The organism is Aeromonas sp. A600620 (assembly GCF_029479985.1).
In the GTDB taxonomy this organism is placed as follows: Bacteria; Pseudomonadota; Gammaproteobacteria; order Enterobacterales; family Aeromonadaceae; genus Aeromonas; species Aeromonas veronii_A.
Genome location: NZ_JAAKXB010000016.1, coordinates 88,295 through 114,975, shown reverse-complemented (window position 1 = coordinate 114,975; position 26,681 = coordinate 88,295). Strand labels below are relative to the sequence as shown.

The 26,681-nt window shown below is 59.9% G+C and carries 26 protein-coding genes and 1 riboswitch; of the genes, 13 read left to right on the top strand and 13 right to left on the bottom strand.

All coding sequences use genetic code 11. The features are described from left to right. The first annotated feature begins 353 nt into the window (after nt 1-353). From G5533_RS17865 to G5533_RS17850, 4 genes are all read left to right on the top strand, one after another. A complete protein-coding gene (locus G5533_RS17865) occupies nt 354-806 on the top strand; it encodes a pullulanase (RefSeq protein WP_421206046.1) in 453 nt (150 codons plus the stop codon). Nucleotides 807-1,017: 211 nt separating this feature from the next. Then, nucleotides 1,018-3,165, top strand: coding sequence for an adenosylcobalamin-dependent ribonucleoside-diphosphate reductase (locus G5533_RS17860; RefSeq protein WP_441255162.1), 2,148 nt, complete (start codon nt 1,018-1,020; stop codon nt 3,163-3,165). 10 nt (nt 3,166-3,175) lie between these two features. Then, nucleotides 3,176-3,859: a TSCPD domain-containing protein gene (locus G5533_RS17855; protein WP_201906604.1), complete on the top strand. Its 684-nt coding sequence runs from the start codon at nt 3,176-3,178 to the stop codon at nt 3,857-3,859. A gap of 220 nt (nt 3,860-4,079) precedes the next feature. Then, the gene (locus tag G5533_RS17850) at nt 4,080-5,450 is read left to right on the top strand and encodes a PhoH family protein (RefSeq protein ID WP_005358170.1); all 1,371 of its coding nucleotides are present in this window, start codon (nt 4,080-4,082) and stop codon (nt 5,448-5,450) included. A gap of 67 nt (nt 5,451-5,517) precedes the next feature. On the opposite strand, the gene thiQ is transcribed toward G5533_RS17850, so the two are convergent. From thiQ to thiB, 3 genes are read right to left on the bottom strand one after another with little or no spacing between them, the layout of a single operon-like run. Beyond that, a complete protein-coding gene (gene thiQ, locus G5533_RS17845; RefSeq protein WP_441255160.1) occupies nt 5,518-6,225 on the bottom strand; it encodes a thiamine ABC transporter ATP-binding protein in 708 nt (235 codons plus the stop codon). Then, complete coding sequence (gene thiP / locus G5533_RS17840; RefSeq protein ID WP_441255169.1) at nt 6,212-7,831, bottom strand: thiamine/thiamine pyrophosphate ABC transporter permease; 1,620 nt, start codon at nt 7,829-7,831, stop codon at nt 6,212-6,214. The genes thiQ and thiP overlap by 14 nt, the downstream gene beginning before the upstream one ends. Beyond that, nucleotides 7,828-8,808 (bottom strand): thiamine ABC transporter substrate binding subunit, encoded by a 981-nt coding sequence (gene thiB, locus G5533_RS17835; protein WP_216980146.1) that lies wholly within the window; start codon nt 8,806-8,808, stop codon nt 7,828-7,830. Before thiB ends, thiP begins: the two co-directional genes overlap by 4 nt. A gap of 60 nt (nt 8,809-8,868) precedes the next feature. After that, nucleotides 8,869-8,959: riboswitch (TPP riboswitch) on the bottom strand. Nucleotides 8,960-9,048: 89 nt separating this feature from the next. On the opposite strand from thiB, the gene G5533_RS17830 reads away from it, so the two are divergent. Next, the gene (locus G5533_RS17830) at nt 9,049-9,339 is read left to right on the top strand and encodes a PilZ domain-containing protein (protein ID WP_216952900.1); all 291 of its coding nucleotides are present in this window, start codon (nt 9,049-9,051) and stop codon (nt 9,337-9,339) included. A 28-nt stretch (nt 9,340-9,367) separates the two neighbouring features. On the opposite strand, the gene G5533_RS17825 is transcribed toward G5533_RS17830, so the two are convergent. The 5 genes from G5533_RS17825 to leuA all read right to left on the bottom strand — a co-directional run bounded on the left by G5533_RS17825 (nt 9,368) and on the right by leuA (nt 15,101). Beyond that, on the bottom strand, nt 9,368-10,297 hold the full coding sequence (locus G5533_RS17825; RefSeq protein ID WP_421273620.1) for a transglutaminase domain-containing protein: 930 nt from the start codon (nt 10,295-10,297) through the stop codon (nt 9,368-9,370). 116 nt (nt 10,298-10,413) lie between these two features. Further along, nucleotides 10,414-11,013 carry a 3-isopropylmalate dehydratase small subunit gene (gene leuD / locus G5533_RS17820; protein WP_021231980.1) on the bottom strand — a complete coding sequence of 200 codons (600 nt, stop codon included), beginning with the start codon at nt 11,011-11,013 and terminating at the stop codon, nt 10,414-10,416. A gap of 12 nt (nt 11,014-11,025) precedes the next feature. Then, nucleotides 11,026-12,423, bottom strand: a complete 1,398-nt coding sequence (leuC, locus tag G5533_RS17815) for a 3-isopropylmalate dehydratase large subunit (RefSeq protein ID WP_421255712.1) — start codon at nt 12,421-12,423, stop codon at nt 11,026-11,028. Nucleotides 12,424-12,456: 33 nt separating this feature from the next. Next, nucleotides 12,457-13,542 (bottom strand): 3-isopropylmalate dehydrogenase, encoded by a 1,086-nt coding sequence (gene leuB / locus G5533_RS17810; protein ID WP_421255711.1) that lies wholly within the window; start codon nt 13,540-13,542, stop codon nt 12,457-12,459. Further along, a complete protein-coding gene (leuA, locus tag G5533_RS17805; protein ID WP_005339151.1) occupies nt 13,539-15,101 on the bottom strand; it encodes a 2-isopropylmalate synthase in 1,563 nt (520 codons plus the stop codon). Before leuA ends, leuB begins: the two co-directional genes overlap by 4 nt. Nucleotides 15,102-15,509: 408 nt before the next feature. Here leuA and G5533_RS17800 point away from each other — a divergent pair, with 408 nt between their 5' ends. The 8 genes from G5533_RS17800 to G5533_RS17765 all read left to right on the top strand — a co-directional run bounded on the left by G5533_RS17800 (nt 15,510) and on the right by G5533_RS17765 (nt 22,577). Then, nucleotides 15,510-16,130, top strand: coding sequence for a TetR/AcrR family transcriptional regulator (locus G5533_RS17800; protein ID WP_005349170.1), 621 nt, complete (start codon nt 15,510-15,512; stop codon nt 16,128-16,130). Nucleotides 16,131-16,256: 126 nt separating this feature from the next. Next, the gene (locus G5533_RS17795) at nt 16,257-16,760 is read left to right on the top strand and encodes a phosphatase PAP2 family protein (protein WP_005339149.1); all 504 of its coding nucleotides are present in this window, start codon (nt 16,257-16,259) and stop codon (nt 16,758-16,760) included. Further along, nucleotides 16,757-17,866 carry an MJ1255/VC2487 family glycosyltransferase gene (locus G5533_RS17790; RefSeq protein WP_005358199.1) on the top strand — a complete coding sequence of 370 codons (1,110 nt, stop codon included), beginning with the start codon at nt 16,757-16,759 and terminating at the stop codon, nt 17,864-17,866. The genes G5533_RS17795 and G5533_RS17790 overlap by 4 nt, the downstream gene beginning before the upstream one ends. 37 nt (nt 17,867-17,903) lie before the next feature. Beyond that, nucleotides 17,904-18,056 carry a hypothetical protein gene (locus G5533_RS17785; RefSeq protein ID WP_201952724.1) on the top strand — a complete coding sequence of 51 codons (153 nt, stop codon included), beginning with the start codon at nt 17,904-17,906 and terminating at the stop codon, nt 18,054-18,056. Between the two features lie 390 nt (nt 18,057-18,446). Next, nucleotides 18,447-20,165, top strand: coding sequence for an acetolactate synthase 3 large subunit (locus G5533_RS17780; RefSeq protein WP_043852148.1), 1,719 nt, complete (start codon nt 18,447-18,449; stop codon nt 20,163-20,165). A 91-nt stretch (nt 20,166-20,256) separates the two neighbouring features. Beyond that, a complete protein-coding gene (gene ilvN / locus G5533_RS17775) occupies nt 20,257-20,751 on the top strand; it encodes an acetolactate synthase small subunit (protein WP_005311605.1) in 495 nt (164 codons plus the stop codon). Between the two features lie 104 nt (nt 20,752-20,855). Continuing rightward, on the top strand, nt 20,856-21,482 hold the full coding sequence (locus G5533_RS17770) for a LysE family translocator (protein ID WP_441255167.1): 627 nt from the start codon (nt 20,856-20,858) through the stop codon (nt 21,480-21,482). Between the two features lie 135 nt (nt 21,483-21,617). After that, a complete protein-coding gene (locus G5533_RS17765) occupies nt 21,618-22,577 on the top strand; it encodes a LysR substrate-binding domain-containing protein (RefSeq protein ID WP_421255710.1) in 960 nt (319 codons plus the stop codon). Between the two features lie 90 nt (nt 22,578-22,667). Here G5533_RS17765 and G5533_RS17760 read toward each other — a convergent pair whose 3' ends face one another. From G5533_RS17760 to fis, 5 genes are all read right to left on the bottom strand, one after another. Next, nucleotides 22,668-23,849 carry a M20 metallopeptidase family protein gene (locus G5533_RS17760; protein WP_421203467.1) on the bottom strand — a complete coding sequence of 394 codons (1,182 nt, stop codon included), beginning with the start codon at nt 23,847-23,849 and terminating at the stop codon, nt 22,668-22,670. Beyond that, nucleotides 23,849-24,298 (bottom strand): hypothetical protein, encoded by a 450-nt coding sequence (locus G5533_RS17755; RefSeq protein ID WP_033114935.1) that lies wholly within the window; start codon nt 24,296-24,298, stop codon nt 23,849-23,851. Before G5533_RS17755 ends, G5533_RS17760 begins: the two co-directional genes overlap by 1 nt. After that, nucleotides 24,295-25,113, bottom strand: a complete 819-nt coding sequence (locus tag G5533_RS17750) for a DUF3100 domain-containing protein (RefSeq protein ID WP_441255156.1) — start codon at nt 25,111-25,113, stop codon at nt 24,295-24,297. Before G5533_RS17750 ends, G5533_RS17755 begins: the two co-directional genes overlap by 4 nt. A gap of 258 nt (nt 25,114-25,371) precedes the next feature. After that, nucleotides 25,372-26,253: a DMT family transporter gene (locus G5533_RS17745; RefSeq protein ID WP_441255154.1), complete on the bottom strand. Its 882-nt coding sequence runs from the start codon at nt 26,251-26,253 to the stop codon at nt 25,372-25,374. Between the two features lie 112 nt (nt 26,254-26,365). Further along, nucleotides 26,366-26,662 carry a DNA-binding transcriptional regulator Fis gene (gene fis, locus G5533_RS17740; protein ID WP_005309538.1) on the bottom strand — a complete coding sequence of 99 codons (297 nt, stop codon included), beginning with the start codon at nt 26,660-26,662 and terminating at the stop codon, nt 26,366-26,368. Nucleotides 26,663-26,681: the final 19 nt, after the last annotated feature.

Here is a 26,681-nt window from a genome sequence, read left to right as displayed (position 1 = left end):
CAGAAGTGAAACGCGGTAGCGCCGATGGTAGTGTGGCATTCGCCATGCGAGAGTAGGACACTGCCAGGCACCCAATACAAGAAACCCCGCTCTATGAGCGGGGTTTTTTATTACCTGCTATTCAGCAAGTCGCCAGCTTATTAAGCTTTTCCCTTCTTGTCATTCATTGAATCCCCCTGCGAAACCCCAAAGGGATCTCCTTTCGTGTTCAATATTTGCTCGCTGGTTCAATGGGTTGGATATAAAAAACACAGAATGTGATGCCTCTACCTTTCTTGTGATGCCTCCTCTGGTTTAATTCTTCAGTCCATATTGATGGACCAAGGAATCACAATAATTTAAGGAATAGACTCATGTTCAAGAGAACAGTAACGATGATGCTGGCGGCGGGAACCCTGGTATTAGGCGGTTGCGCATCCAATGGTGGTGCAGAGCAGGCTGGGGCAGACAACAGCGACTTCGGTGGCAAGTCCATCTACCTGCGCGGGGAAATGAACGACTGGATGGCGACTGATGAAAGCAAGGTAGTCAAGGTGGCCGACAAGCTCTATATGGCCAAAGGCACCCTCAAGAAAGAGTGGGCCCCCTACAAGTTCAAGTTTGCTGATTCAGGCTGGAGCTGCGGTACCAACTTTGGCTACAAGAGCCCGAGTGATGGTGTTGCCGTGTTGGGTGGTGAGGGTGTGCCGGTCAATCCCTGCTCCAAGTATGAGGACATGAAGTTCTCACCGGATGCCGATGGCGTCTACGAGTTCTATCTGAATATGGCGGGTGAAACACCGATCGTTTACGTCAAGAAGCCCTGATCTATCTCTGAGTGTTAAATCTCTCAGTAAATTAATCAGTTAAGTGCCTCGGTCCAGAAATCTGCTGGCCGGGGCATTTTTTTAGGTTAGAATCGGCGCCCTCATGGCATCAGGTTTACTATATGTTGTGTCATTAATTTTAGATGGCACCATTAGTTGTGTTTTCTGCTGTTGTCATGATGTCGATGCATTCACATAAGGTTGATTGAAAATGGCTAAATCGAACCCGGTGCTGGAGAGTGAGCTTGGCTCCCGCCTTATCCCCATGCAGGAAACGTCCCTCGAGATCTGGGATAGCAAGTATCGCCTCAAGAGCAAGGATGGCACTCCCATCGACAGCTCTATCGACGAGACCTACCAGCGGGTAGCCCGTGCGTTGGCAGAGCAGGAGCTGGAACCTGAGGCCTGGTATGAGCCGTTCCTGTGGGCACTGCGCAATGGTGCTATTCCGGCGGGCCGCATCACCTCTAATGCGGGGGCGTTTGAGCACAAGCCTGCCACTTCAACCATCAACTGTACTGTTTCCGGCACCATCGAAGATTCGATGGACGATATCCTCGGCAAGGTGCACGAGGCTGGCCTGACCCTGAAAGCCGGGTGCGGTATCGGCTATGACTTCTCGACCCTGCGCCCGCGCGGTGCCTTTGTCTCCGGTGCAGGTGCCTACACTTCCGGCCCGCTCTCCTTTATGGATATCTATGACAAGATGTGTTTCACCGTCTCGTCAGCCGGTGGCCGTCGCGGCGCCCAGATGGGTACCATGGATATCCGCCATCCCGATGTGATCGAGTTTATTCAGGCCAAGCGTGAAGATGGCCGCCTGCGTCAGTTCAACCTCTCCCTGCTCATCACCGAAGATTTCGTCAAGGCGGTGAAAGAGGATGCCCCCTGGTCGCTGATCTTCCCCTACACCGCCAAAGAGGTGGGGCAGGATGGCATTGCGCTGGACGATCCTGCTCAGGTGCTATGGGCCGACTGGCCCAACAAGGAAGGGGTTGTATTCAACGAGTTGGGGCAGGTCGCTTGCAAGGTCTACAAGACCCTGCCAGCCCGCAAGCTGTGGAATGTCATCATGACCTCCACCTATGACTATGCAGAGCCCGGCTTCATCCTGATCGACAAGGTCAACCAGATGAACAACAACTGGTTCTGTGAAGAGATCCGCGCGACTAACCCCTGTGGCGAGCAGCCGCTGCCGCCCTACGGTGCCTGTCTGCTGGGTTCGGTCAATCTGACCAAGTTTGTGCGCGACCCTTTTACTGAAAACGCGGCGTTCGATTGGCAGGCGTTTCGCAATGTAGTGGCCATCTTCACCCGCATGCTCGACAACGTGGTGGAGATCAACCAACTGCCACTGGCCAAACAGCGCGAGGAGATCACAGCCAAGCGCCGGCATGGCATGGGTTTCCTGGGTCTTGGTTCGACCCTCACCATGCTGCAGATCAAGTACGGCTCTGCGGCATCCGTAGCTTTTACCGAGCAGGTATCCCAAGAGCTGGCGATGACCGGCTGGCAGGAGTCCCTGCGTCTTGCCAAGGAGAAGGGCCCAGCCCCCATCATGGAGCAGGAGTTCGAAGTGACCGGCAAGATGCTGCGTCTGCGCCCGGAAATGGCGGCTGATGGCATCAAGGTGGGCGACAAGGTGAAGGGCAAGGTGCTGCATGCGCGTTATAGCCGCTATATGCAGCAGGTTGCCGAGGTAGATCCTGCGCTGGTCTCCGAGCTGGCGGAAGTGGGTGGGCGTTTCACCCACCACAGCAGTATTGCGCCCACCGGCACTATCTCCCTGTCACTGGCCAACAACGCCAGCAACGGCATCGAGCCGAGCTTTGCCCACCACTACAGCCGCAACGTCATCAAGCCGGGCAAGAAGAGCAAGGAGAGCGTCGATGTCTACTCCTTCGAGCTGCTGGCCTACCGCGAGCTGGTGAATCCGGCCGCCATGCCCTATGCCGATGATGAGGCGAGCAGTCTGCCGGACTATTTCATTACTGCCGATGACATCAGCCCGGCGCAGCATGTGGACATTCAGGCGGCGGCCCAGCGCTGGATTGACTCCTCCATCTCCAAGACTGCCAACGTGCCAACCGATTTCCCGTTCGAGCAGTTCAAGGACATCTACATGTATGCCTCGGACTCTGGCCTCAAGGGCTGCACCACCTTCCGCTTCAATCCGGAGGCCTTCCAGGGCGTGCTGGTGAAGGAGAAGGATCTGGAGAACACCCTGTACGATTTCACCCTAGAGGATGGCTCCATCATCTCCGTCAAGGGGAACGAAGAGATCGAATACGATGGCGAGCTGCATACGGCCGCCAACCTCTACGACGCCTTGAAAGAAGGCTATTACGGTAAATTCTGAGAACGACATTATGGTCAAGAAGATCGACAAGAAAATCGTCGCCTACAAGGTGCGTACTAAGGATGAGCCGCAAGAAGAGCTGGCCCCGCAGGATGACGTGGTGCACATGCACGAAACCGTGTTGCGTCCGGAGCGACTGATGGGCACCACCTACAAGCTGAAGACGCCGGAACATGTCTCCGAGCACTCGCTGTTCATCACCATCAACGACATCATTCTCAACGAGGGCACGGTGCACGAAACCCGCCGTCCGTTCGAGATCTTCATCAACTCAAAGAGCCTGGAACACTACCAGTGGATCGTGGCGCTGACCCGCATTATCTCCGCCGTATTCCGCAAGGGTGGGGATGTCACTTTCCTGGTGGAGGAGCTGCGCTCGGTGTTTGATCCCAAGGGCGGATACTGGAACAAGGGCAAGTACGTTCCATCGCTGATCGCCGAAATTGGCAACGTGATCGAGAGCCATCTCACCGAGATAGGCATGCTCAAGGCGCCGGGGTTGGACGAGCATCAGCAGGCGTTTCTGGCCGAGAAGCAGGCCGAGTTGAAGGCGGCTCAGGAGGCTGAAGAGCAACAGACTGGCAGTGGTTTCCCGGCCAATGCCGCGCTCTGCTACAAGTGCCACACCAAGGCGCTGGTGCTGAAGGATGGCTGCATGACCTGCCTCAACTGTGGCGACTCCAAGTGCGGCTGACAAACATGCTCAAGTAGTTGAACGATAGAAAAAAGACCGGCCACAGTGCCGGTCTTTGTATTGCTGTTTTTATGCGCAATCAAATTAGGCGGCCAAGTGATTTGTTGCGCGATAGTAAAATCGGGCGTAGCGTTGAGGGTAATAAAACTGTCACGGCCGTGTGGTTTCAATGACATCTGAGATTCACACACGTGGCCCTTCAGTGCCAAGGAGGATGCTTATGGACAATACGGACCGAAAGCTGTTTATCCTGGATACCAACGTTCTGCTTCACGAACCCCTCGCTATCTACTCCTTCAAAGAGCACGACGTGCTCATCCCCATGACGGTGCTGGAAGAGCTCGATAACATCAAGGATCGCAACAAGGATGTCAGCCGCGACGCGCGGGTGGCCATTCGTGCGCTGGAAGATGTCTTCCGCGATGCAACCCCGGATCAGATCACCCAGGGCGTGCCGCTGGCTGGCGAAGCGAGCGGCAATATCTGCATCTTCAGCGATCACCATCTGCCGCAGGATGCCGAGGTGTTTACCGACAAGGAGGCCGACAACCGCATCATCAACGCGGCCCTCTATCTGCAAAAGCACGAGTTGAAGCGTCAGGTGGTGCTGGTCACCAAAGACATCAACATGCGCCTCAAAGCCAAAGGGGCCGGGCTTGCTCACGTTGAAGATTACCGTAGTGACCAGTTGATCGATGATATCCGCCTGCTGGCCAAGGGTTTTCAGGTGGTGCCCGGCAGCTTCTGGGAGCGGGTTGGCGAGTGTGAGAGCGAGACCCACGGCCGCGACACCATCCATGTGATCGATGCCAACCTGCTGGAGGGGGTTCACGTAAACCAGTATCTGGTGGATGAAGAGAATTTCTTCGCAGCCCGGGTGCTCAGTCACGACGGCAACAAGATCCGCATCAAGGATCTGGGTCGCGAGCGACTGATGTCCCGCAAGGCGTGGGGTGTCCATCCCAAGAACGTCTATCAGGGGATGGCGCTGGATGCACTGCTCGATCCGCACATCGATCTGGTGATCCTGACCGGCCCGGCCGGTTGCGGCAAGACCTTGCTGGCAATGGCTGCTGCGCTGGAGCTGGTGATTGAGAAGGGCATTTACGAGAAGGTGATCGTCACCCGGAATACCCCGGAAATTGCTGAAAGCATCGGCTTTCTGCCCGGCACCGAAGAGGAGAAGATGATGCCCTGGTTGGCGGCGGTGACCGACACCCTGGAGGTGCTGCATAAGCAGGACGAGAACATGAGCGGCTCGCTCAGCTACATCATGGAGAAGGCCAACATCCAGTTCAAATCGGTCAACTTCATGCGCGGGCGCAGCATCCAGAACACCTTCGTGTTGCTGGATGAGTGCCAGAACCTGACCGCGTCCCAGATCAAGACCATCATCACCCGCTGCGGCGAGGGCACCAAGATCGTCTGCTCCGGTAACCTGGCCCAGATCGACTCCAACTACCTGAGCCCGGTGACCTCGGGTCTCACCTACATCGTCGAGCGCTTCAAGGATTTTGACGGCAGTGCCAACATCTTCCTCAACGGCGTGGTGCGCAGCCGACTGGCTTCGTTCGCCGAGGAAAATCTCTGATTTAACGGGAGCTCTGCATGTGAAAGGGGAAGCCATCCGGCTTCCCCTTTTTTGAGCCCGTCGCCGGTCATGAGCCCTGCGTACGACCCAGATAGCGTAGTAGCCCGGGATGATCGCTGTTTTGCAGAATATCCGGCTTTCCCTGCAGGGCGATGCGCCCCTCGTCGACAAACAGCACCTGATCGGCAATCAGCTGGGCATCTTCAGGATTGTGGGAGACCATCAGTACGGTAATGCCTTGCTCGCAGGCTAGCCTCGCCACTTCCGCCAGCATCTCCCGGCGCAGGGCGGGATCGAGGGCAGAGAAGGGCTCATCCAGCAGCAGCAGCGGTTTGCCGCGCACCAGCGCGCGAGCCAGCGCGACCCGCTGCTGCTGGCCGCCGGAGAGCTGCTCCGGCAGACGGTTTAGCATCTCGCCAAGACCAACCCGCTCGGCTGCATCGATCACCTGTGCCCGCTGGGCGGCACTCAGGCGCAGACCCGGGTGCAAGCCGATGGCGATATTGTCGAACACCGACAGGTGCAGGAACAGGTTGTGATCCTGAAACAGGGTGGTGACTGGCCGCTCGGCCGGGCCCAGCGGCAACAGATCTTCGCCATCGAAGCTGAGGCTGCCCGACTCCACCGGCACGAATCCGGCGATCATCCCGAGCAGGGTCGATTTGCCTGCGCCGCTTGGGCCAATCAGCGCGGTGATCTCCCCTTTGGGCAGCTTCGCGCTGAAGCTGACGCGCCAGTCGGGGTAGCTGGTCACCAGCGTATCAATGTTCAGCATGTTTTCCTCCAAGTCCCCGTTCCACCAGCCAGAACAGGGAGAAACAGAGTGTCAGCAGCAGCAGGGCGGTGGCGGCCGCTTCGGTCAGCCGGTAACTGCCGAGCTGCTGGTAGAGCAGCCAGGGCAGGGTGGTGAGCTCCTGGCTGCCAAACATGGCGATGGCACCAAGATCCCCCAGCGAGAGGATCATCGACAGCGCCATCGCCAGTGCCAGCGGACGGCGCAGCAGCGGCCACTCCACCAGCCGCAGGCGATGCAGGCCACGTACCCCCAGGCTGTCCGCCAGCCGGTCATACTGGCGCACCACCAGCTGCATGGGGGCGGAGAGGGTGCGAAGCACATAGGGTAGCGCCATCAGGGCGTTGACCAGCACCACCAGCCAGGGGCCGAGGGCGAACACGTCGGCAAAGGGCATAAACAGGATGAACAGGCCGGTAGAGAGCACCACTGCCGGGATCATCAGGATCACCGAGCCGCTGGCTTCCCACAGGGCGGCAGCCCGTCGCTTGCGAACCCGTACCCGCAGATGACGGCTGGTGAGCAGCAGTGCGCCACCGAGCAGGGTGGCAAGGGTGCCCGCCGCCAGCGCAATCAACAGTGACTGGCCGCTCGCCTGCCACAGCTTGCTGGACGTGAGCGCCGTCAGCAGGTCGGGTTGAAGGCCTGCCACCACGATGGCCAGCAGCGGTGGCAGAAAGATGGCGAGCCCGATGCCGAGCGAGAGGAGATCCACCACGGCCGCGCCCGGCTGATGACGGTCCGGCCGCAGACTGGGGCGATGGGGAGTCACCCGACTAGCCGGGGTAGTCTGCAGCTTGTGCTGCAGGGCGAGCAGGGCGGCGGTCAGGATGAGCTGTACCAGCGCCAGTCCGCCCGCGGTGGCGAGATCGAAGTCAAAGCGCAGCGCTTGATAGACTGCCACCTCCAGGGTGGTCGATTTCGGCCCGCCCCCCAGTGCCAGCACTGTGGTGAAGCTGGTGAAGCAGAGCATAAAGATGAGGCTGGCCAGCCCGGGCAAGATGCCGCGAATAAGCGGCCACTCCAGCAGCCGGAAGATATGGGATGAGCGCATGCCGAGCTGGCTGGCGAGGCGCCAGCTCGATTCGGGGATGCTCTCGATGCTCTGCAGGATGAGACGTGCCGCCAGCGGCATGTTGAAGAAGACATGGGCCAGCAGAATGCCGAACAGGCCGTAGAGATAGTTGCCGGGATCCAGCCCCAAGCTGCGCAGCAGTTGCGGCAGCCACCCCTGTTTGCCGTGTACCGCTACTATGCCGAAGATGGCGATGATGACCGGCAGTACCAGCGAGAGACCAAACAGCTTGATCAGCAGGGTTCGGCCAAGGAATCGCCGCCGCGCCAGCGCGCGGGCCACCGGAATGGCCAGCCCGAGACTCAGCAGGGTGGAGAGCAGTGCCTGTCCCAGACTGAAGCCCAGCACATGACGCAGATAAGGGTCTGCGAGCAGGGTGCGGGGTGCCAGCGAACCGGCCTGCCACAACAGGGCCGCGAGCGGCCCGAGGGATAACAGCAGGATCAACAGGGTGGCGGCACTGCCCGGCAGCCACCAGAGGGGACGAGCCTGTGGTTTCAGATAACGGCTCACTGGGTGACGGCTTGCAGCCACTCGCGGATCCACCCTTTGCGATTGGCGGCCACCTCATCGCTGCTGAAGGCGAGCGGCTTGGCTACGGTGATCATCTGCTCGAAGCCCTTGGGCAGCGGCGTGTCGATAACCGGATACATCCAGTTGCCGGTCGGGATTTCCTGCTGGAAGGCGGGGCTCACCATAAATTGCAGGAACTGGTCAGCCAGCTTCTCCTGTTTGGCGCTCTTCAGCTTGGCGGCCACTTCCACCTGACGGTAGTGGCCCTCTTCAAACGCCGCAGCCTGATACTGGGGCTTTTTCTCGGCAATCAGGTGATAGGCCGGAGAGGTGGTGTAGGAGAGCACCATGTCCGCTTCGCCATCGAGGAACATGCCATAGGCCTCTGACCACCCCTTGGTGACGGTGACCGTCTTCCTGGCCAGCTCGGCCCAGGCGGCAGGCGCCTTGTCGCCATAAACAGACTTCATCCACAGCATCAGCCCCTGCCCCGGGGTAGAGGTGCGGGGATCCTGATAGATCACTTTGAGGTCGGGGCGCTCCACCAGCTCTTTCAGGCTCTTGGGCGGCTGCTTGAGTTTGTCTTTGTCATAGACGAAGGCGAAGTAGCCGTAGTCGTAGGGGACGAAGGTGTCATCCTGCCAGCCGCCCGGCACCTTGATGCTTTCGAGCTTGGCGGGATGGGGGACGAACAGGCCGCTCTGCTTGGCTTCGCTGATGAGGGCATCGTCGAGCCCCAGCACCAGATCGGCCTTGCTGTGGTTGCCCTCCAGCCGCAGCCGGTTGAGGATGGCTACCCCATCTTCGAGGGGAACCAGATTGAGGGTGCAGTCGCACGCTTTCTCGAAGGCCTGTTTGATCTTGGGCCCCGGACCCCACTCGGCAGTGAAAGAGCTGTAGGTGTAGACGGTAAGGGTGTCGGCGGCGAACACATTGGCCGACAGCAGGCCGGTGGTGACCAGCAGCAGGGTCTTCATGGGTGGCACTCCCTATTACTTGTTAATAACGAGGTGCCAGCGGGTGAGGGCGCAAAAAATGAGCGCCATGCCTCAAATTCCTCCGCCAGCATTATCTGGATCAGGTACACGGGTATAATCTCAGCGGTAAACCGCACCCCGTTTGAGAAACGAACCGCATTGTATTAACGTTCTTTTGGGTAGACCAGCACAATTGTGCAATACCCATGAGATGACGCCCACCCAACAGAGGATGTTTGCGTGCTTACCAATACCAAGGAAAGGCGTGCCTTTGCGCGCATGGTCATCAATGCTCCGGTCACCGTCTATCAGCAGCAGCTGGAGCTGGAGGGGATCTGCCGGGATCTCAGTGCCAACGGCATGGGGATTGCGGTCTCTGAACACCAGCTCGACATCAATCAGCCCATCCGGATCAGTCTTGCCACCAACAACAACCTGTTGCCCCCCTTTGAAGCTCATGCGCGTATTATACGGGTACTGGAGGAGGAGAGCGGGTTGCTGCTGGCGGTAGAGTTTCTGCCTCAGGGTTAATCCTTGTTCTCCCTATCGGCAGAGGGAGTTAGCCTTTCTCCTGAACCGGCTGCACACTCAACTGCTTGCTATCGACCAGCGTTTTGCTGGTCGATGCTATTTGGCCAGCAGGCAAGGTGGCGGGACCGGTAGGTTCGAGCAGCAGGTAGTTCTGCCCCTGCCAGTTGAGGGTCACATCCCCCGGCTTGGCGGGCAGGTCAACAGCCAGCAGGGCATGGCCGGGGACGAACACCATGGCCTGTTTCAGCTCGGGAAAGAGCTGGGCCAGCATGGCGGCCATCAGGGTTACCTTGCTGTCGCAGTCACCCCGGTTCTGCTCCAGCACCTGACGGGGCGGGAGGAAGCCCTTGCCCTGTCTTCCATTCAGGCTGTCGAGCTGCTGATAGGGGATGCTCTGGATAAAGGTGAGCATATGGGCCACGGTTTTCTGGCGCGCTTCCGTTTCGGTGCTGCCCTGCTGCTTGAGTTGATCCGCCAGCGGAGCCAACCCGCTGCGACTCTCCAGCGCGATGCGCACATGATCCTGCTTCACCGCCAGCTGCCCGTCGGGGGTGTTGAAGTACTGGAAGTAGTGTTTGGTCAGCCATGCCTGCTCCTCTTTGCTCCGCTGGGACTGCAGAAAGGCCATCGCCTCGCGCGCCTTGTCCTGATTGCGGCTTTTCAGATGCAGCTCCAGCGAGGGACGGGCGAGGGTGAACTGCACCTCGGGGTAGTTCTGGCGCACCTCCCGCAGCAACACCTGCAACACCTCCTCCTGCATTCTCGCCGGGCGATAGGCGATAAGGGGCGGCAACTTGCCCTGTTCGAGCCGGTAGGTGAGCTGTTGGGGTTTACCTTCGCTATCCTGCCAGCCGACGCTGATCTGGCCGAGGCTGTTGTTGAAGCTGGTTTGGCTGGCCCCCGCAGGCAGGGCAAGCAGCAGGGCACAGAGCAGAGGAATTGCCGTCGGTCTCTTCATCATCCTTTCCTGTGGCACGGGCCAGTTCCGGTGGTCCAAAGTGGGAAGCGTCGCGGACAGTAAAACAGGGAGCCGAAGCTCCCTGTTGATTCTACTCGTTTTTTGCAACTGGCTGATTAAATCCAGCTCGGCTGCTTTGCCTCAAAGGCGCTGATGGCGGCCTCGTGCTGCAGGGTCAGGCCGATGGCATCCAAGCCGTTGAGCAGGCAATAACGGCGGAATTCGTCGATCTCGAAACCGAAGCTGAGGCTACCTGCACGTACCTGATTCGCTTCCAGATCCACTTCGATCTGGATGCCCGGCTGGGCGGCGACCAGCTGGAACAGGGCGTCGACCTCCTCCTCCTTCAGACGCACCGGCACCATGCCGTTGTTGATAGCGTTGCCGTAGAAAATATCGGCAAAGCTCGGGGCAATGATGGTTTTGAAGCCGTAGTCCGCCAGCGCCCAAGGGGCGTGCTCGCGGCTCGAGCCGCAGCCGAAGTTCTCGCGGGCCAGCAGAATGCTGGCACCGGCGAATTGCGGTTGGTTGAGCACGAACTCGGGGTTGGGCTGCTGGCCGGCATCGTCCAGGAAGCGCCAGTCGTGGAACAGGTGCTTGCCAAAACCGATGCGGTTTACTTTTTGCAAAAACTGTTTGGGAATGATGGCGTCGGTGTCGACGTTGGCGCTGTCGAGGGGGACGACGATCCCTTTATGCTGTTTGAATCCTGTCATCATTGGTTCCTCTTACAGTGCACGAATGTCGGCGAAGCGGCCGGTGACGGCGGCGGCGGCGGCCATGGCCGGGCTCACCAGATGGGTGCGGCCGGCGCGGCCCTGACGTCCTTCGAAGTTGCGGTTGCTGGTGGAGGCGCAGCGCTCCCCCGGTTGCAGCCGGTCGTTGTTCATTGCCAGACACATGGAGCAGCCGGGCAGGCGCCACTCAAAACCGGCCTCGATGAAGATCTTGTCGAGCCCCTCGGCTTCGGCTTGTGCCTTCACCTGCTCGGAGCCAGGCACCACCAGCGCCTGCACGCCAGCGGCCACCTTGCGACCGCGGGCGATGGCGGCGGCAGCACGCAGATCCTCGATGCGGCTGTTGGTGCACGATCCGATAAACACCTTGTTGATGGCGACGTCGGAGAGCTTCTGACCAGGCTGCAGATCCATGTAGGCGAGTGCCTTGCGGGCGGATTGCTGCTCCATCAGGTCGCTGAAGGATTCCGGCGCCGGAATGGGTTCATTGACGGCGATCACCTGACCCGGATTGGTGCCCCAGGTGACCTGCGGGGCGATGTCGGCGGCGTCGAGCACTACCTCGGCATCGAAGTGGGCACCTTCGTCGCTCTTGAGGCTCTGCCAGTAGGCGATGGCCTGTTCCAGCGCCTCGCCCTTGGGAGCGAACTCCTTGCCACGGATGTAGTCGATGGTGGTCTGGTCGGGGGCGATCATGCCGGCCTTGGCGCCAAGCTCGATGGCCATGTTGCACACCGTCATCCGCCCTTCCATGGTGAGGCCTTCGATGGCCTCGCCAGCGAATTCCACCACATAGCCGGTACCGCCGGCGTGGCCGACCCGGCCTATAATGGCCAGCACCACGTCCTTGGCGCTGATGCCCTCGGCCAGTTTGCCGTTAACCGAAATGCGCATGGTCTTGGCGCGGCCCTGTTTCAGGGTCTGGGTGGCCATCACATGCTCCACCTCGGAGGTGCCGATGCCGAACGCCAGCGAGCCGAAGGCGCCGTGGGTGGCAGTGTGGGAGTCACCGCAGACGATGGTAGTGCCGGGCAGGGTAATGCCGAGCTCGGGGCCCATCACATGGACGATCCCCTGATATTTGTGGTTGAGATCGTAGAGGCGAACCCCGAACTCTTTACAGTTGTCGGCCAGCGTCTCCATCTGGATGCGGGCCATCTCGCCGGAGGCGGCGATGTCCTTGGTGGTGGTGGAGACGTTGTGATCCATGGTAGCCCAAGTCAGATCCGGGCGGCGCAGCTGGCGATTCATGGCGCGCAGGCCGTCGAATGCCTGCGGGCTGGTCACTTCATGCACCAGATGGCGGTCGATGTAGATGAGGGGGGTCTCCCCTTCCACTTCCCGTACCACGTGGGCGTCGAATACTTTCTGATAGAGGGTCTTGGCCATTGCTTCTCTCTTCCTTGTTCTCTGTTATGCGGCTCAGATCCGGGCGGCGATCTGGCTACCCATCTCGGACGTGCTCTGCACCGGATGGCGGGCGCTGGCCTGATGCAGGTCGGCGGTGAAGTAACCCTCGGCCAGGGTCTGGGCCACGGCCTGCTCAATGGACTGGGCGGCAGCCTCTTGACCCAGGCTGTAGCGCAGCATCAGGGCGGCGGAGAGGATCTGGGCGATGGGGTTGGCAATCCCTTTGCCGGCGATATCCGGGGCCGAACCACCGGCCGGTTCGAACAGGCCGAAACCCGATTCGTTGAGGCTGGCGGAGGGGAGAAGTCCCATGGAGCCGGTGATCATGGCGCACTCGTCGGAGAGGATGTCACCGAACAGGTTGGAGCAGAGCAGCACGTCGAACTGGGACGGATCCTTGATGAGCTGCATAGTGGCGTTGTCGATATACATATGGTTCAGTTCGACATCGGGATAATCCTTGGCAACTTGCGTCACCACCTCACGCCACAGAATGGAGGAGGCGAGCACGTTGGCCTTGTCGATGGAGGTGACCTTGGCCTTGCGCACGCGGGCGGATTCGAAGGCTATCTTGGCGATGCGCTCGATCTCGAAGCGATGGTATACCTCGGTGTCGAATGCCTTCTCGGTGGGGCCTTCCCCTTCACGCCCCTTGGGCTGACCGAAGTAGATGCCGCCGGTCAGCTCGCGCACGCAGGCGATGTCAAAACCGCGATCGGAGATGTCGGCACGCAGCGGGGAGAACTGTTCCAGACCGGTATAGATACGGGCCGGACGCAGGTTGCAGAACAGCTTGAAGTGGGCGCGCAGGGGCAGCAGGGCGCCACGCTCAGGCTGATCGTTGGGGGGCAGATGTTCCCATTTCGGGCCGCCCACCGAGCCGAACAGCACGGCGTCGGCCGCTTCACAGCCAGCGATGGTGCTCTGCGGCAGCGGGGTGCCGTGGTTGTCGATGGCGATGCCGCCCACGTCGTGGCGATCATATTCGAAGGCAAAGCCGAACCTGGCCTGCACCTTTTCCAGCACCTTGACGGCCTCGGCCATCACTTCCGGGCCAATGCCGTCACCCGGCAATACTGCGATCCGATAACTGCTCATACTGTCTCCGTCTTGATAGTGTTATTTCGTTCCATCTGTTCGGCCACCTGATCGGCGCGCCAGATGCTGTTGATCACATGGAGCAGGGCGTGGGCCGAGGATTCGATGATGTCGGTGGCCAGCCCCATGCCGTGGAATTTGCGCCCCTTGTACTCGGCGACGATATCGACCTGACCGAGGGCATCTTCCCCTTCGCCCTTGCTCTTGAGGGCATATTTGTCGATGCGGATCTCATAGCCGGTGATGCGGTTGATGCACTGGTAGACCGCATCCACCGGACCATTGCCGGTGGCCGCTTCGCAGATCAGATCCTGCCCCACTTTCAATTTGACCGAGGCGGTGGCCAGCACCGAGCTGCCGCTCTGGACCCCGAGGTACTCCAGCTTGAAGTGCTCGGGCTCTTCGTGGATCTGGCTGAAGAAGGCGAGCGCTTCGAGGTCGTAGTCGAACACCTGCCCCTTCTTGTCGGCCAGGGTCAGGAACTTGCCGTAGAGGTGGTCGAGGTCGTAGCTGCTCTCGGCGTAGCCCATGGACTCCATCCGGTGCTTGATGACGTGACGGCCGGAGCGGGAGGTCATGTTGAGGTTGTTCTGGGTCAGGCCAATGCTCTCGGGAGTGATGATTTCGTAGGTATTTTTCGCCTTGAGCACCCCATCCTGATGGATGCCGGAGCTGTGGGAGAAGGCATTGGCCCCGACGATCGCCTTGTTGGGTTGCACCGGCATGTTGCAGAGCTGGCTGACCAGCGTGCTGGTGCGATGAATTTCGCTGTGGCGGATATTGGTTTGTACCCCGAGCAGGTCGGCGCGGGTTTTGAGGATCATCGCCACCTCTTCCAGCGAGCAGTTGCCCGCCCGTTCGCCGATGCCGTTGATGGTGCACTCGATCTGGCGGGCCCCCATCTGCACCGCGCCGATGGAGTTAGCCACCGAGAGCCCCAGATCGTCGTGGCAGTGGACCGAGATGATGGCCTTGTCGATGTTGGGCACCCGGTTGAACAGGGTGTGGATGATGCCGGAGAACTCGGTCGGTACCGTGTAGCCGACGGTGTCCGGGATATTGATGGTGCGGGCCCCCGCCTTGATGGCGGCCTCCACCATGCGGCAGAGATTATCGATCGGCGTGCGGCCCGCATCCTCGCAGGAGAACTCCACATCATCGGTGTAGCGCAGGGCGTGCTTGATGGCGCCGACCCCCATCTCCAGCACATCCTCAAAGCTCTTTTTCAGCTTGCTCTCCACATGGATGGAGGAGGTGGAGATAAAGGTGTGGATGCGAAACGCCTCGGCGACCCGCAAGGCTTCACCGGCGGCATCGATATCCTTGGGCAGGGCGCGGGCGAGGGCGCAGACCCGGCTGTTTTTGATGTGGCGGGCGATGGTTTGCACCGATTGAAAATCGCCGGGAGAAGAGACCGGGAAGCCCACCTCCATGACGTCGACACCGAGCCGCTCCAGCGCCTGGGCTATCTGCAGCTTCTCCTTGACTGTCAAACTGGCCGCCAGGGCCTGCTCACCATCACGCAAGGTGGTGTCGAATATGATGACCCGATCTGACATGTGACTTCCCTCTTCCTAAGTTCGGTAACGTGCATCCTGCGGCGGCATAAAAAAACCCGTGCAGGGTGCACGGGTTTTTGTAAATTCCGGCTATGCCTTAGCCCGGCTACAAGGATCCCGCGCGAGTTAACGCGATTAGGGAGATTAGTAGTAGCGGGGTGGCGATACGCATGACGTTGTTATTCCTTCCAGTCGATAACGCTTTTACCAATATCGAGATTTTTATGCTGTGTCAACACGGAAGGTCAGGGGCAATCTGCTGACGTATTTAATCGGATTGTAAAGGATTGCAAATTTCCTTGTCCCATATTCGGCCCATGACCGATTATCTGGTCATTCCTGCTGTGCTCTATTCTCTGCACAACCAGATCGACTTATCAGCATTGGCTGAATTATCTGAGGTGTTAAATGGAAAAACGTAGACCTGGTCGTCCGGTCGGACGTTCTGACATTCGTGACAAGTTGCTTGCTGCCGCCCGTGAGCGTTTTCTCAATACTCCCTATAGCAAGGTGACTACACGCGAAATCGCGGAGCTTGCTGGCTCCAATCTGGCAATGATCCACTACTACTTCGGCAGTAAAGAGGGTCTTTACAAAGCGGTGCTGGGCGATGTCGCCGAGCCCCTCGACCATGCCTGGCAAGATGAACACAGCAATCACAGCCTCAACGAGCTGCTCAACACCTACTATCAGGTGATGGCGCCCAACAGCGAGCTGACCTCTGCCATCTCCAGCGCATTGTCGACCGAGAAGAGCCCGGGCCGGGATTTTGTGCTGAACCGCCTGCTGGAACGTCAGTTGCCGCAGTTCGATGCCCTGCTGGAAACCATGAAGTCCAACGGTGAGCTGGGTGACAACCTGGATCCCGACATGCTGAAGATCTCCTTCCTCAGCATGATGTGGCAGCCATTCGTGATGAAAGATCTCTACGAGCAGGTGTTTGGTCTGAAAGTGGATGAGCACTTCATGGCCCGTCTGGCGGACCACAACTGCCGTCTGATGGAGACCGGTCTGCGCGGCAGCCACTGATTTTGCCGCAACATCGAGATTAAAAAGGGCCATTCGGCCCTTTTTTCATAAATCTGTTATCCCTTGTTCAACGTAACGTCATCCCGCCTTCTTACTCTGCAAGCAGAATTCAGGGAAGGAGGGGATATGAACAAGATCCAGCAATGGGACCTGCAGGTGTGCCGGGTCTGCCTGCTTCACGGCTACAACCGGCAGCAGGCGAGGGTGAGTCGTCTCATTTCCCGCACCGGTGATGGTCCGCTTTACGCCGTGCTGGCCGCCCTGCTCTGGTGGCAGGGGGAGGCAGAGCGGGAGCTGGTGCGACTGGCGCTGCTAGCCTTTGCCATCGAATTGCCCCTCTATCTGCTGCTGAAAAACAGCCTGAAACGGCAACGGCCGGTCGGCTTGCCGGTCTTTATCACTCCTTCCGATCGTTACAGTCTCCCCTCCGGCCACACCGCCGCCGCTTTTCTGATGGCCACCATACTGGCCACCGGCTTTCCGCTCTGGGCGCCCCTGCTGTTTGGCTGGGCGGCGCTGGTGGGGGCATCCCGGTTGCTGCTCGGGGTGCACTACCTGAGTGATCTGGTAGCCGGTGCCCTGCTGGGTGGCGGGTGCGCCGTGCTGGCGCTCGGCTGGAGCCACTCATGAGGATACTGTTCGGGGTGCAAGGCACCGGCAACGGCCATATCAGTCGCAGTCGCACCCTGGCTCGGGCGCTGCGCACGGCAGGGGTCGAGGTGGATTATCTCTTTAGCGGCCGCCCCGCCGACCGCTACTTCGACATGGAAGAGTTTGGCGCCTACCGCGCCTTTCCCGGCCTCACTTTTGTCAGTCACGAGGGGCGAGTTTCTCCATGGCGTACCCTGCAAGCCGCCTCGCCGCTCACCTTCTGGCGGGATCTGCGGGCTCTCGATTGCAGCGAATACGATCTGGTGGTGAGCGATTTTGAGCCGCTAACCGCCCACGCCGCCCGCCGCTATGGCAAGCCGAGCCTCACCGTCAGCCATCAGGCCAGCTTCAACTGGCCCATTCCGCGCTGGGGGGAGGATGGGGTAAGCCGTCAGCTGATGCGCCACTTTGCTCCTGTGGATCAGCCGCTCGGGCTGCACTGGTTTCACTTTGGTCACCCCTTGTTGCCGCCGGTGATCGACCCTATCGCCGCTGCGCCGGATAACGGCGAGATCCTGGTCTATCTACCGTTCGAGCAGACCGAGGCGATCGCCGCCCTGTTGTCGCGTTTTGGTCAGCAGCGCTTCGTCTGCTTTCACCCCGCCATTCGCACCCCCAGCCAATGGCGCAACCTGCGCTTCGAACCGCCGTCGCGCCACGGGTTTATCGCCGTGCTGGCCGGTTGTCGCGGCGTGATATCCAACGCGGGTTTCGAGCTGGCTTCCGAGGCGCTCACCCTCGGCAAGAAGCTGTTGGTCAAGCCCCTCGGCGGCCAGTTCGAGCAGCTGACCAATGGCAAGACCCTCGAGATGATGGGGCTGGCGACTCTGATGGATGTGCTCGATGCCAATCTGGTGCGTACCTGGCTCGACAGCGCTTCGCCAGGGGCGGTTTGCTACCCCGATGTAGCGGGGGAGCTTGCCCGCTGGCTGGCGGCGGGCGCTGACGAGAGCGTGGCCTCTCTGTCGCGGCGGCTCTGGGCGCGCACCCTGTTTCCGGAGGAGGTGAGTGATCGTCTGAGCGAGCTGGATGGCGGCGACTGTTTATCCAGTTGCTGGTTATCGCAAGTGAGCGTTGTTGACTAGACTGAAAGGCGATCCCACCAAGGAGAGGACGGAGCAAATGCGCTTTACCAATGAAAACGGCGAAGTCATGAACCTGGCTGACAATCTCACCCTGCACGAGTTGCTCGATATGGGGGTCAGCATCTCGGTCAGTGAAGAGACCGATCCGGATCAGCAGATCTGGCTGGCGGAGCCGGATCAGGAGAGCTGAGTCATCATTCGGCATCAAGCCCACCGCTGAGCGGTGGGCTTTTTTGTGGCTGTTTTTCCCCTCTGCGGAATGATCCGCTGGCCATTCCCCGACTTCCTTCCCTTTTGTCTCATGGTCGCTGCGGCAAGTCATTGAATGTTAATAGCCGGTTGAAATGTATGACTGTTATGGTCAGATAAAGCCGTGGACAAGCGTTATGAAGCGGGTTAAGTTGGTTTTTCACCCTATTTTCGGGTGAATGACGGAAAAATCCTTTTTTTCTACTGTCGACGGGGCTGAATTGGGCCGATCTGCATTCAGATAACAACAAGAAACGGATCGGGCCGTGCCGGGAAGCACGGCATCGTCGGCGGGATTCGCTAAACGGAGCAAAGCCTGGAGGGCTTTATCATGGAGATGTTATCAGGCGCCCAGATGGTGGTTAGAGCGCTGGAGGATCAGGGAGTGGAGCACGTCTTTGGCTACCCTGGTGGCTCGGTGCTCGACATCTATGACGCTCTCTTCGAAAACGGCAAGATGGAGCATGTCTTGGTGCGGCACGAGCAGGCCGCAGTGCACATGGCTGACGGTTACGCCCGTTCCACCGGCAAGGTGGGGACAGTGCTGGTTACTTCCGGCCCGGGGGCAACCAACTGCATTACCGGTATTGCTACCGCCTATATGGATTCCATTCCGCTGGTGATCCTCTCCGGTCAGGTGCCGACCAGCATGATCGGTGAGGATGCGTTTCAGGAGACCGATATGATCGGTATCTCCCGTCCGGTGGTGAAGCACAGCTTCCTGTGCAAGAAAGCCAGCGACATTCCGGCCGCCATCAAGAAGGCCTATTACATTGCCGCCAGCGGCCGCCCGGGGCCGGTGGTGGTGGATCTGCCCAAAGATGTGCAGAATCCGAAAGAGAAATTCCCCTACGAATACCCCGAGACGGTCTCCCTGCGCTCCTACAACCCGACCAAGTCGGGCCACAAGGGCCAGATCAAGCGGGCCGCCAAGCTGTTGGTGGATGCCCAGCGCCCGGTCATGTACGTGGGTGGCGGCGCCATCAACGCCAACGCGGATCATCTGGTGATCAAGCTGGCGGAGCTGCTGAACCTGCCGGTCACCACCACCCTGATGGGGTTGGGCGCCTTCCCGGGCACCCATCCGCAATCCATCGGCATGCTGGGGATGCACGGTACCTTCGAAGCCAACAAGACCATGCACAACTCGGATCTCATCTTCGCCGTGGGTGCCCGCTTCGATGACCGCGTCACCAACAACGTGGCCAAGTTCTGCCCCAATGCCACCGTGGTCCATATCGATATCGACCCCACCTCCATCTCCAAAACGGTGCAGGCCCATGTGCCTATTGTCGGCTCGGTGGAAACCGTGCTGGAGCAGATGCTGGAAGTGATCCGCGAGTGTGGCTTCGATAATGACAAGGAGGCGCTGGCGGACTGGTGGAGCCAGATCAACCAATGGCGCTCCCGTCACTGTCTGGCCTACGAAAAGTCGGCCACCCAGATCAAGCCGCAGCAGGTGATCGAGACCCTCTACAAGGTGACTCAGGGTGAGGCGTTCGTTGCCTCCGACGTGGGCCAGCACCAGATGTTTGCCGCGCTCTACTACCCGTTTGCCAAACCGCGCCAGTGGATCAACTCTGGTGGCCTCGGCACCATGGGCTTCGGTATTCCGGCCGCCATGGGGGCCCAGTTTGCCAACCCGGATGCGGTGGTCTGCTGCGTCACCGGCGATGGCTCGGTGCAGATGAATATTCAGGAGCTCTCGACCTGCATGCAGTACGGGGTGCCCATCAAGATCATCTCCATCAACAACCGTGCGCTGGGCATGGTCAAGCAGTGGCAGAAGATGTTCTACGGCGGCCGTCACAGCCACTCCTACATGGAGTCCCTGCCGGACTTCGTCAAACTGGCGGAAGCCTACGGCCACGTCGGCATCGCGGTGAGCGATCCGGCCGAGCTGGAGAGTGCCATGGAGAAGGCCTTCGCCATGAAGGATCGGCTGGTGTTCATGGATATCTCGGTCGACCCGGATGAGCACGTCTATCCGATGCAGATCAAGTTTGGCGCCATGGATGAGATGTGGCTGAGCAAGACGGAGAGGACCTGACGATGGAGCATATTATTTCGGTCGTGCTCAAGGAGCTCAAGTTTGGTTCCATCAAAGACGAGATGTGGCTGAGCAAGGCGGGAGAAATATCATGAGGCATATCATTTCGGTACTGCTGGAGAACGAATCTGGCGCCCTGAGCCGGGTGGTGGGCCTCTTCTCCCAGCGCGGCTACAACATCGAGACCCTGACGGTGGCACCGACCGAGGATCCCACTCTGTCGCGCATGACCATAGTCACCATGGGTGACGAGCGGGTGCTGGAGCAGATCCAGAAGCAACTGCACAAGCTGGTGGATGTGCTCAAAGTGTGCGATTTGAGCGAAGGGGAGCATATCGAGCGGGAGATCGCGCTAGTCAAGGCGCGCGCCGCCGGTGGGGCCCGTGACGAGCTGAAACGGCTGGCGGATATCTTCCGTGGCCAGATCGTCGACGTCACCCCCGAGCAGTACACGGTGCAGCTGGTGGGCACCAGCGAGAAGCTGGATGCCTTTATTAAGACTGCCGCCCAGACCAACGAGATCATCGAAGTGGTGCGCTCCGGCGTCTGCGGCATCTCGCGGGCGGACAAGGCGCTGCGGCCCTGATGGCTGGCGGGACAGCTGATGATGCGTCAGCTGCCGCAGAGTGAAAGGAAAGAGGGCTCTGCGGAGCCCTTTTTGTTTGGTTTTTCTTTACGAGGGGAGGGATGATGTTCGGTATTCATGATCTTGCACTGTTTATGGTCTCGGGGTTGCTGCTCAATATCATGCCGGGACCCGACTCCCTGCTGGTCATGCTGCGCAGCGGCTCGCAAGGGTGGCGTGCCGGTTCGGTCGCGACGTTGGGCATCGGCACCGGTGTCATGGTGCATGTGCTGGCGGCGGCCCTCGGTCTGTCGGCCCTGCTTAGCGCGTCGGCCGAACTGTTTGCCCTCATCAAGCTGGCTGGTGCCATCTACCTCATCTATCTGGGGTTCTCCCTGCTGCGCCAGCAGGCTACGGGTGCAATGGAGAGAGGGGCCACCCTGCCTGCCCTCTCATATGGCCAGATTTACCGGCAGGGAGTGCTGACCAATGTGCTCAACCCCAAGGTGGCGCTCTTTTTCCTCGCCTTCGTGCCCCAGTTCATCGCACCGGATGCCCCCGACAAGGCGTTCGCTTTTATCCTGCTCGGCTGCATCTTCAACCTGGGCGTTATCATCTGGTGTCACCTGCTGGTCTTTACCACCGTCTATGCCAGCCACAGGGTACGCTTGTCACAGCGTCTCGGCCGCTGGCTCAACCGGGGCATCGGCACCCTGTTTGTCGGACTCGGGATCAAGCTCGCCTGCGACTAGCGCGCGGCTTTCTGACCTGGGGCAGATTATCGTGCGCCGTGCTGTGGTATGGTCGGCAGTCAGCTGCGGGGCCAGCCCCGCTCTCTCTTTTTCAGGTCAGGCCCACTGGCCGCAGCAGCGAGATCCCTTGCCCAGATGAACATCGCCCGGCTCAAGAACTTTACCGAGATAGTGAAGAACAACTTCAACATCTCGGCGACGGCGGAGAAGCTCTACACCTCCCAGCCAACCCTCAGCAAGCAGATGAAGATGCTGGAAGATGAGCTGGGGCTCGCCCTCTTTACCCGCAAGGGGAAGAATCTGGTCGGCTTGACCAGCGCAGGCGAGCAGGTGATGGAGTTGGCCAAGGGGGTCGTGGCGCAGGTGGAGCAGATCAACCAGTTGTCGCTGGGGGAGCAGCTGGCCACCAGCGGGGTGCTGCGTATCGCCACCACCCACACCCAGGCTCGCTACAAGCTGCCAGCGGTGATTACCGAGTTCAGCCGTCGTTATCCCGATGTGGCGATCCAGCTCCATCAGGGGGCACCTGCCCAACTGGCCCAGATGGTGCAAAGCGGCGATGTGGATATGGCGATCGCCACCGAGTCCATGTATCTGTTCGACGAGCTGGCCGCGGTGCCCTGCTATCGTTGGGGGCGCAGCGTGGTGGTACCCCACGGTCATCCGCTGCTCGACTGCCAGCCGCTGTCGATGGCGGATCTGGCTCGCTATCCCCTCATCACCTATGTATTCGGCTTTACCGGCCGATCCAAGATGGACAAGGCCTTCAGCCGCCACGGCCTCTCGCCGAAAACCGTGCTGACCGCCACCGATACCGATGTGATCAAGCACTACGTCCGGCTCGGGATGGGGGTCGGGGTGATTGCCAGCGTGGCCTTCGACGAGGGGGATCGGGAGGATCTGGTGAGTCTCAATATCGACCACCTGATCGCCTCGAGCGCGACCCACATCTGCCTGCGCAAACATGCCCACCTGCGTGACTACATGTACGACTTTATCCACCTCTACGCCCCCCATATCAGCCGGGAGACGGTGCAGCTGCACCTTATCAACCAGCCGCCCGCTGCCAATATGGCGGAGTTGCCATGGCTCTAGCCGCGGGGTGTCTGCCGCGTACAGAGCAAAAATACAGAGACAAAAAAAGAGAGGCCTTGGCCTCTCTTCTGGTTTTATCGGTATGCGGGATTAAGCGCTGCGGGTCGCCAGATTGATAAAGATCTGGGCTCCGACCAGCAGGCAATCGTCATCGAGGTAGTAGGGATTCGCATGCAGGTAGTTGCAGATCCCCTTGGCCTGACAGCCGCTGCCGAGGAAGAACATGGCCCCCTTGCGGCCACGGCAGGCGTTGACCATGTAGCTGAAATCTTCGCTGCCGGTCATCGGCTGCCCCTGAGCGTTGATCCCCTCAGAGGGCAATACATCGGCGGCCGCTTGCAGCAGACGGGCGCAGGCATCGGCGTGGTTCTCGACAGCCGGATACCCGGCATAGACCATCTTGGTCTTGAAGCCGCGCAGTTCGCTCTGGGCCACAATCTCCTTGAAGCTGTTCTTCAGGATCTGGTCGGTCTCGGCATCCATGGCGCGGATGGTGCCGCGCGCCTGCACATGGTCGGCGATGGCATTGGGAATGGTGCCGCCGTTGATCATGCCGCAGCCGAATACCGCCGGACTGAACGGACTGGTGCGCTTGGCGACGATGTAGTCCATGTCCTCGATGATCCGCACCGCTTCACGGATGGCATCCAGCCCCTTGTGGGGGGTCGAGCCGTGGGCGGAGATACCGTGCACATCCAGTGTCCAGGCGGAGCCCCAGGAGGACATCACACCGTGGTTGAACTTGATGGTGCCGGTCTCCATGGCGCCGTCGTTATGGAGGGCATAGACCTCGTCCACCCCCTTCATACAGCCCAGTTCGACCATCTTCTCGGCGCCCGGCACCCGCATGTCCTCTTCCGCCATCTGGAAGATAAAGCGGACGTTGTAATGCAGGCGATCGCGGTTGGCGGCCAGAAACTTGGCTGCGGTCAAGGCGATCGCCATATGGGAGTCGTGACCGCAGTTGTGAGCCATTCCCTCGTGGGTTGACTTGAACGCAACGTCGCTCATGTCGTGCATCTCGAGGCCATCCATGTCGGCACGGAAGGCGATGGTCGGCAGCACAGGATCAACCACCAGATCGCCGTGGAAACCGGTGAAGCCCGGGTAGTCGGTGAGACGGTAGCCGAAGTTTGCCATCAGCTCGCGGCAGTAGGCCGAGGTCTTGAACTCGACACCGGAGGCCTCCGGAATGGTGTGCAGATGGTGGCGTACTTCGTGGCTGAAGTCGCGCAGGGCCAGCAGGGCCGGTTCAATGTGGATGTTGTTCATCAGATGATCCCTTGAATGGAGAAGCCGAGTTGGGCCACCAGCGAGGCGCCGAAGAAGCAGCAGGTGGAGACGATCATGAAGATCAGGATCACTTTCCAGGACATCTTCTTCAGCTCTTCCAGCTGACCGCCCACCGAGAGACCGGCGAAGGCCAGCAGCGGTACGCAGCAGGAGAGGAAGGAGATCTTGGCAACGGCGTCGATAAAGAGACCGCGCACCGGGGTCTCCGGCAGGCAGATCAGAATGCCGATGATGGTGGCATAGGCAAATGCCGGCAGGGAGGAGGGCAGGTAGCGCTTGGCAATCAGCGAGGCGAACACCACCAGCGACATGGCGATAAAGCTGTCACCCATCAGCCAGAGCGGAGTGCCGGTGGTCAGGGTCTGGGTAAACATGGCCAGCAGGATCGCCAGAAAGACGAACCGCATATCCATTACGATGCTTTTCATGCTTTCTCTCCTTTGGCAGTCAGGGTATAGATTTTTTCAGCGAGCGGCAGACCCAGATAGGTAAGGGAGAGGGCGCCGAGGGCAGACGAGAGCAGGTTCGAGGCTGCCGCGATACTCAGCACCTGCTGAGCCAGCGCTTCGTCGAGACCGTTGATCAGGGCGCCGGAGGCGGCACTCAGCATGGAGCCTGAGCCCACGCCGGAGCCGGCAGCCAGCGCCAGCGGGTGCAGGCCGGTGAGCGGGGCGATACTGCCCAGTACGCTGAACCAGAGGGTGCCGATAACGGAGCCGCACAGGTAGATAGCCAGCACGCCGATGTACTCCTGAGAGCCGGTGCCGAACTTGCCCTGAATTACCGCGACTGACGGCTCACGGCTGATGGAGGAGCAGGCCCCGATGGCGCGGCGGCCAAAGCCGAACTTCACCGCCAGCGGGATGGCGATCAGGATCGGCAGCAGGTTGCCAATCTCCTGCAGGAACAGCGGTACGCCGACGCTCAGGATCATCTTCAGGTTGGGGATGATCATCCCCGCGTACTGGGTACCCAGGATCAGCAGGCTGAAGCCCACCATCTTGCCGCAGAAGCCCTCTTCTTTCTCGGTGAAGAGACTCTTCCAGCCGGGGATGCGATCCTTGACCGGTTTGGCGGAGACAATCATGCCGATGATGACGGCAAAGAGCATTGGCAGGATCGGGATGATGGCGATGCCGATCCTGATCTCCTGCTTGCCTATCAGGTACTGGGCCACAAAGATCAGCATGGCGGTTGCCAATATGCTGACCGTGACCGTCTTGAGGGGGCTGGTTTGCTGCATAGTCTTTTCTCTTGTTATTCCCATGTGTGGCCATCGTCAGGATTGTCCAGACCGATGATGGGGGCATCATAGGGAGCTAAGAGGGGCAGGTATGTGACCTTCATCAAGCTGGCCATATGGCATTTTTTCATGGGGTATGCCCTTTAACCCTCTGGATACCAAGGGTTAAAGGCCGTTAACAGAACGTCAGCATTGGCAGGACAAGATAAGCAAACAGGAGGGAAATGGTGACACCGCCCCGCAGGGCGGTGACGCGGATCAGACGGGCGTTTTGAGCCGAGCACTGCGCAGCAGCAGGGGGAGCTGGTAGAGCACCAGTGCGCCGAGCACCAATCCGGCACCGGCCAGTTTGGCGCCGCCGAGGGGTTCGTTGTAGAAGAGGGTGCTCAGCAGCAGAGTCCAGACCGGTTCCAGCAGCATCATCAGGGCTGCGTGGGCGGTAGTCATCTTGCTCAATGCGTGGGTGAGCAGCCAGTAGCGCAATGTGGTGGCGATCAAGACGCTCGCTGCAAACCAGCCCCAGATGCCGTGGCTGACTCCAGCCTCTGGCCACTGCTCGGTCAGCAGGGAGAGCAGGGTGCCGAGCAGGCCGGTCATCGCCAGCTGGATGCAGGTGAGCCAGGTGGGGGCAATGGATTGGGCGAAGTGGCGATGGACGGCAAGCTGGATGCCGAGGGTGGTGGCTGCCGCCAGAAACCAGAACAGCGAGAGCGACACGCCCCAGTGGGTACTGCTGGAGAGCAGCAGCAAACCGGCGATGGCGATGGGCAGGGTGAGCCAGTAGTGGCGGCCGGGCTTGGCTCGAAAGGCTCCCCAGGCGGCCAGCGGGGCCATCAGGGTGGCGACGCTCATGATAAAGGCGCCGCTGCCCAGTGCATCGCTCTGGCTGATGGCGGTGACCCACAGCAGCAGGCTGGCACCGAGCAATGTGCCGCAGCCGGCGGCGCGCGCCAGCTGGGCTCGGGTCGGCGGCGGTTCACGCAGCCAGGCGAGGGGGAGCAGCAGCAGGGCGGCCAGCAGGAAGCGGCTACCAATAAAGGCGGCAGGGGGCAGTTCGCGGATCGCCTCTTTCGAGAAGAGCCAGCCAGCAGCGGCCAGCAGGGTGACCAGTACCATCAGCAGCAGGGGAGTGCGGTTCATCGGGGTCGTCATGGTGAAATGGAGGGAAGAGCATAAAGGAAAGGCGCCAGGTATTGCTACCTGGCGCCTTTCGCATCTGCCTTGAACCGCCGTCGCGGCTCGCGGCCAGCAATCAGTTCATGCCGTAACGCTTGAGCTTCTTGCGCAGGGTGCCACGGTTGATACCCATCATCACGGCAGCGCGAGTCTGGTTACCACGGGTGTACTGCATGATCACGTCCAGCATCGGCGCTTCGACTTCGGAGAGAACCATATCGTACAGATCAATCACTTCCTGACCGTTCAACTGGGCCAGGTAGTTACGCAGGGCCTGTTGCACAGAGTCACGCAGGGGGCGCTGGGTCGGCTCGGCAGCGTGATTGTGAGTAGTTGTTACCAATGCATCAGAAGTCAGGGTTTGTTCGAACATATTCGGTCGGCTCTTTAGT

Coding starts and splice junctions, on each gene's coding strand:
- G5533_RS17865 (WP_421206046.1), top strand. CDS start 354: ATGTTCAAGAGAACAGTAACGATGATGCTGGCGGCGGGAACCCTGGTA.
- G5533_RS17860 (WP_441255162.1), top strand. CDS start 1,018: ATGGCTAAATCGAACCCGGTGCTGGAGAGTGAGCTTGGCTCCCGCCTT.
- G5533_RS17855 (WP_201906604.1), top strand. CDS start 3,176: ATGGTCAAGAAGATCGACAAGAAAATCGTCGCCTACAAGGTGCGTACT.
- G5533_RS17850 (WP_005358170.1), top strand. CDS start 4,080: ATGGACAATACGGACCGAAAGCTGTTTATCCTGGATACCAACGTTCTG.
- thiQ (WP_441255160.1), bottom strand. CDS start 6,225: ATGCTGAACATTGATACGCTGGTGACCAGCTACCCCGACTGGCGCGTC.
- thiB (WP_216980146.1), bottom strand. CDS start 8,808: ATGAAGACCCTGCTGCTGGTCACCACCGGCCTGCTGTCGGCCAATGTG.
- G5533_RS17825 (WP_421273620.1), bottom strand. CDS start 10,297: ATGAAGAGACCGACGGCAATTCCTCTGCTCTGTGCCCTGCTGCTTGCC.
- leuD (WP_021231980.1), bottom strand. CDS start 11,013: ATGACAGGATTCAAACAGCATAAAGGGATCGTCGTCCCCCTCGACAGC.
- leuC (WP_421255712.1), bottom strand. CDS start 12,423: ATGGCCAAGACCCTCTATCAGAAAGTATTCGACGCCCACGTGGTACGG.
- leuB (WP_421255711.1), bottom strand. CDS start 13,542: ATGAGCAGTTATCGGATCGCAGTATTGCCGGGTGACGGCATTGGCCCG.
- leuA (WP_005339151.1), bottom strand. CDS start 15,101: ATGTCAGATCGGGTCATCATATTCGACACCACCTTGCGTGATGGTGAG.
- G5533_RS17800 (WP_005349170.1), top strand. CDS start 15,510: ATGGAAAAACGTAGACCTGGTCGTCCGGTCGGACGTTCTGACATTCGT.
- G5533_RS17795 (WP_005339149.1), top strand. CDS start 16,257: ATGAACAAGATCCAGCAATGGGACCTGCAGGTGTGCCGGGTCTGCCTG.
- G5533_RS17790 (WP_005358199.1), top strand. CDS start 16,757: ATGAGGATACTGTTCGGGGTGCAAGGCACCGGCAACGGCCATATCAGT.
- G5533_RS17785 (WP_201952724.1), top strand. CDS start 17,904: ATGCGCTTTACCAATGAAAACGGCGAAGTCATGAACCTGGCTGACAAT.
- G5533_RS17780 (WP_043852148.1), top strand. CDS start 18,447: ATGGAGATGTTATCAGGCGCCCAGATGGTGGTTAGAGCGCTGGAGGAT.
- ilvN (WP_005311605.1), top strand. CDS start 20,257: ATGAGGCATATCATTTCGGTACTGCTGGAGAACGAATCTGGCGCCCTG.
- G5533_RS17770 (WP_441255167.1), top strand. CDS start 20,856: ATGTTCGGTATTCATGATCTTGCACTGTTTATGGTCTCGGGGTTGCTG.
- G5533_RS17765 (WP_421255710.1), top strand. CDS start 21,618: ATGAACATCGCCCGGCTCAAGAACTTTACCGAGATAGTGAAGAACAAC.
- G5533_RS17760 (WP_421203467.1), bottom strand. CDS start 23,849: ATGAACAACATCCACATTGAACCGGCCCTGCTGGCCCTGCGCGACTTC.
- G5533_RS17755 (WP_033114935.1), bottom strand. CDS start 24,298: ATGAAAAGCATCGTAATGGATATGCGGTTCGTCTTTCTGGCGATCCTG.
- G5533_RS17750 (WP_441255156.1), bottom strand. CDS start 25,113: ATGCAGCAAACCAGCCCCCTCAAGACGGTCACGGTCAGCATATTGGCA.
- G5533_RS17745 (WP_441255154.1), bottom strand. CDS start 26,253: ATGAACCGCACTCCCCTGCTGCTGATGGTACTGGTCACCCTGCTGGCC.
- fis (WP_005309538.1), bottom strand. CDS start 26,662: ATGTTCGAACAAACCCTGACTTCTGATGCATTGGTAACAACTACTCAC.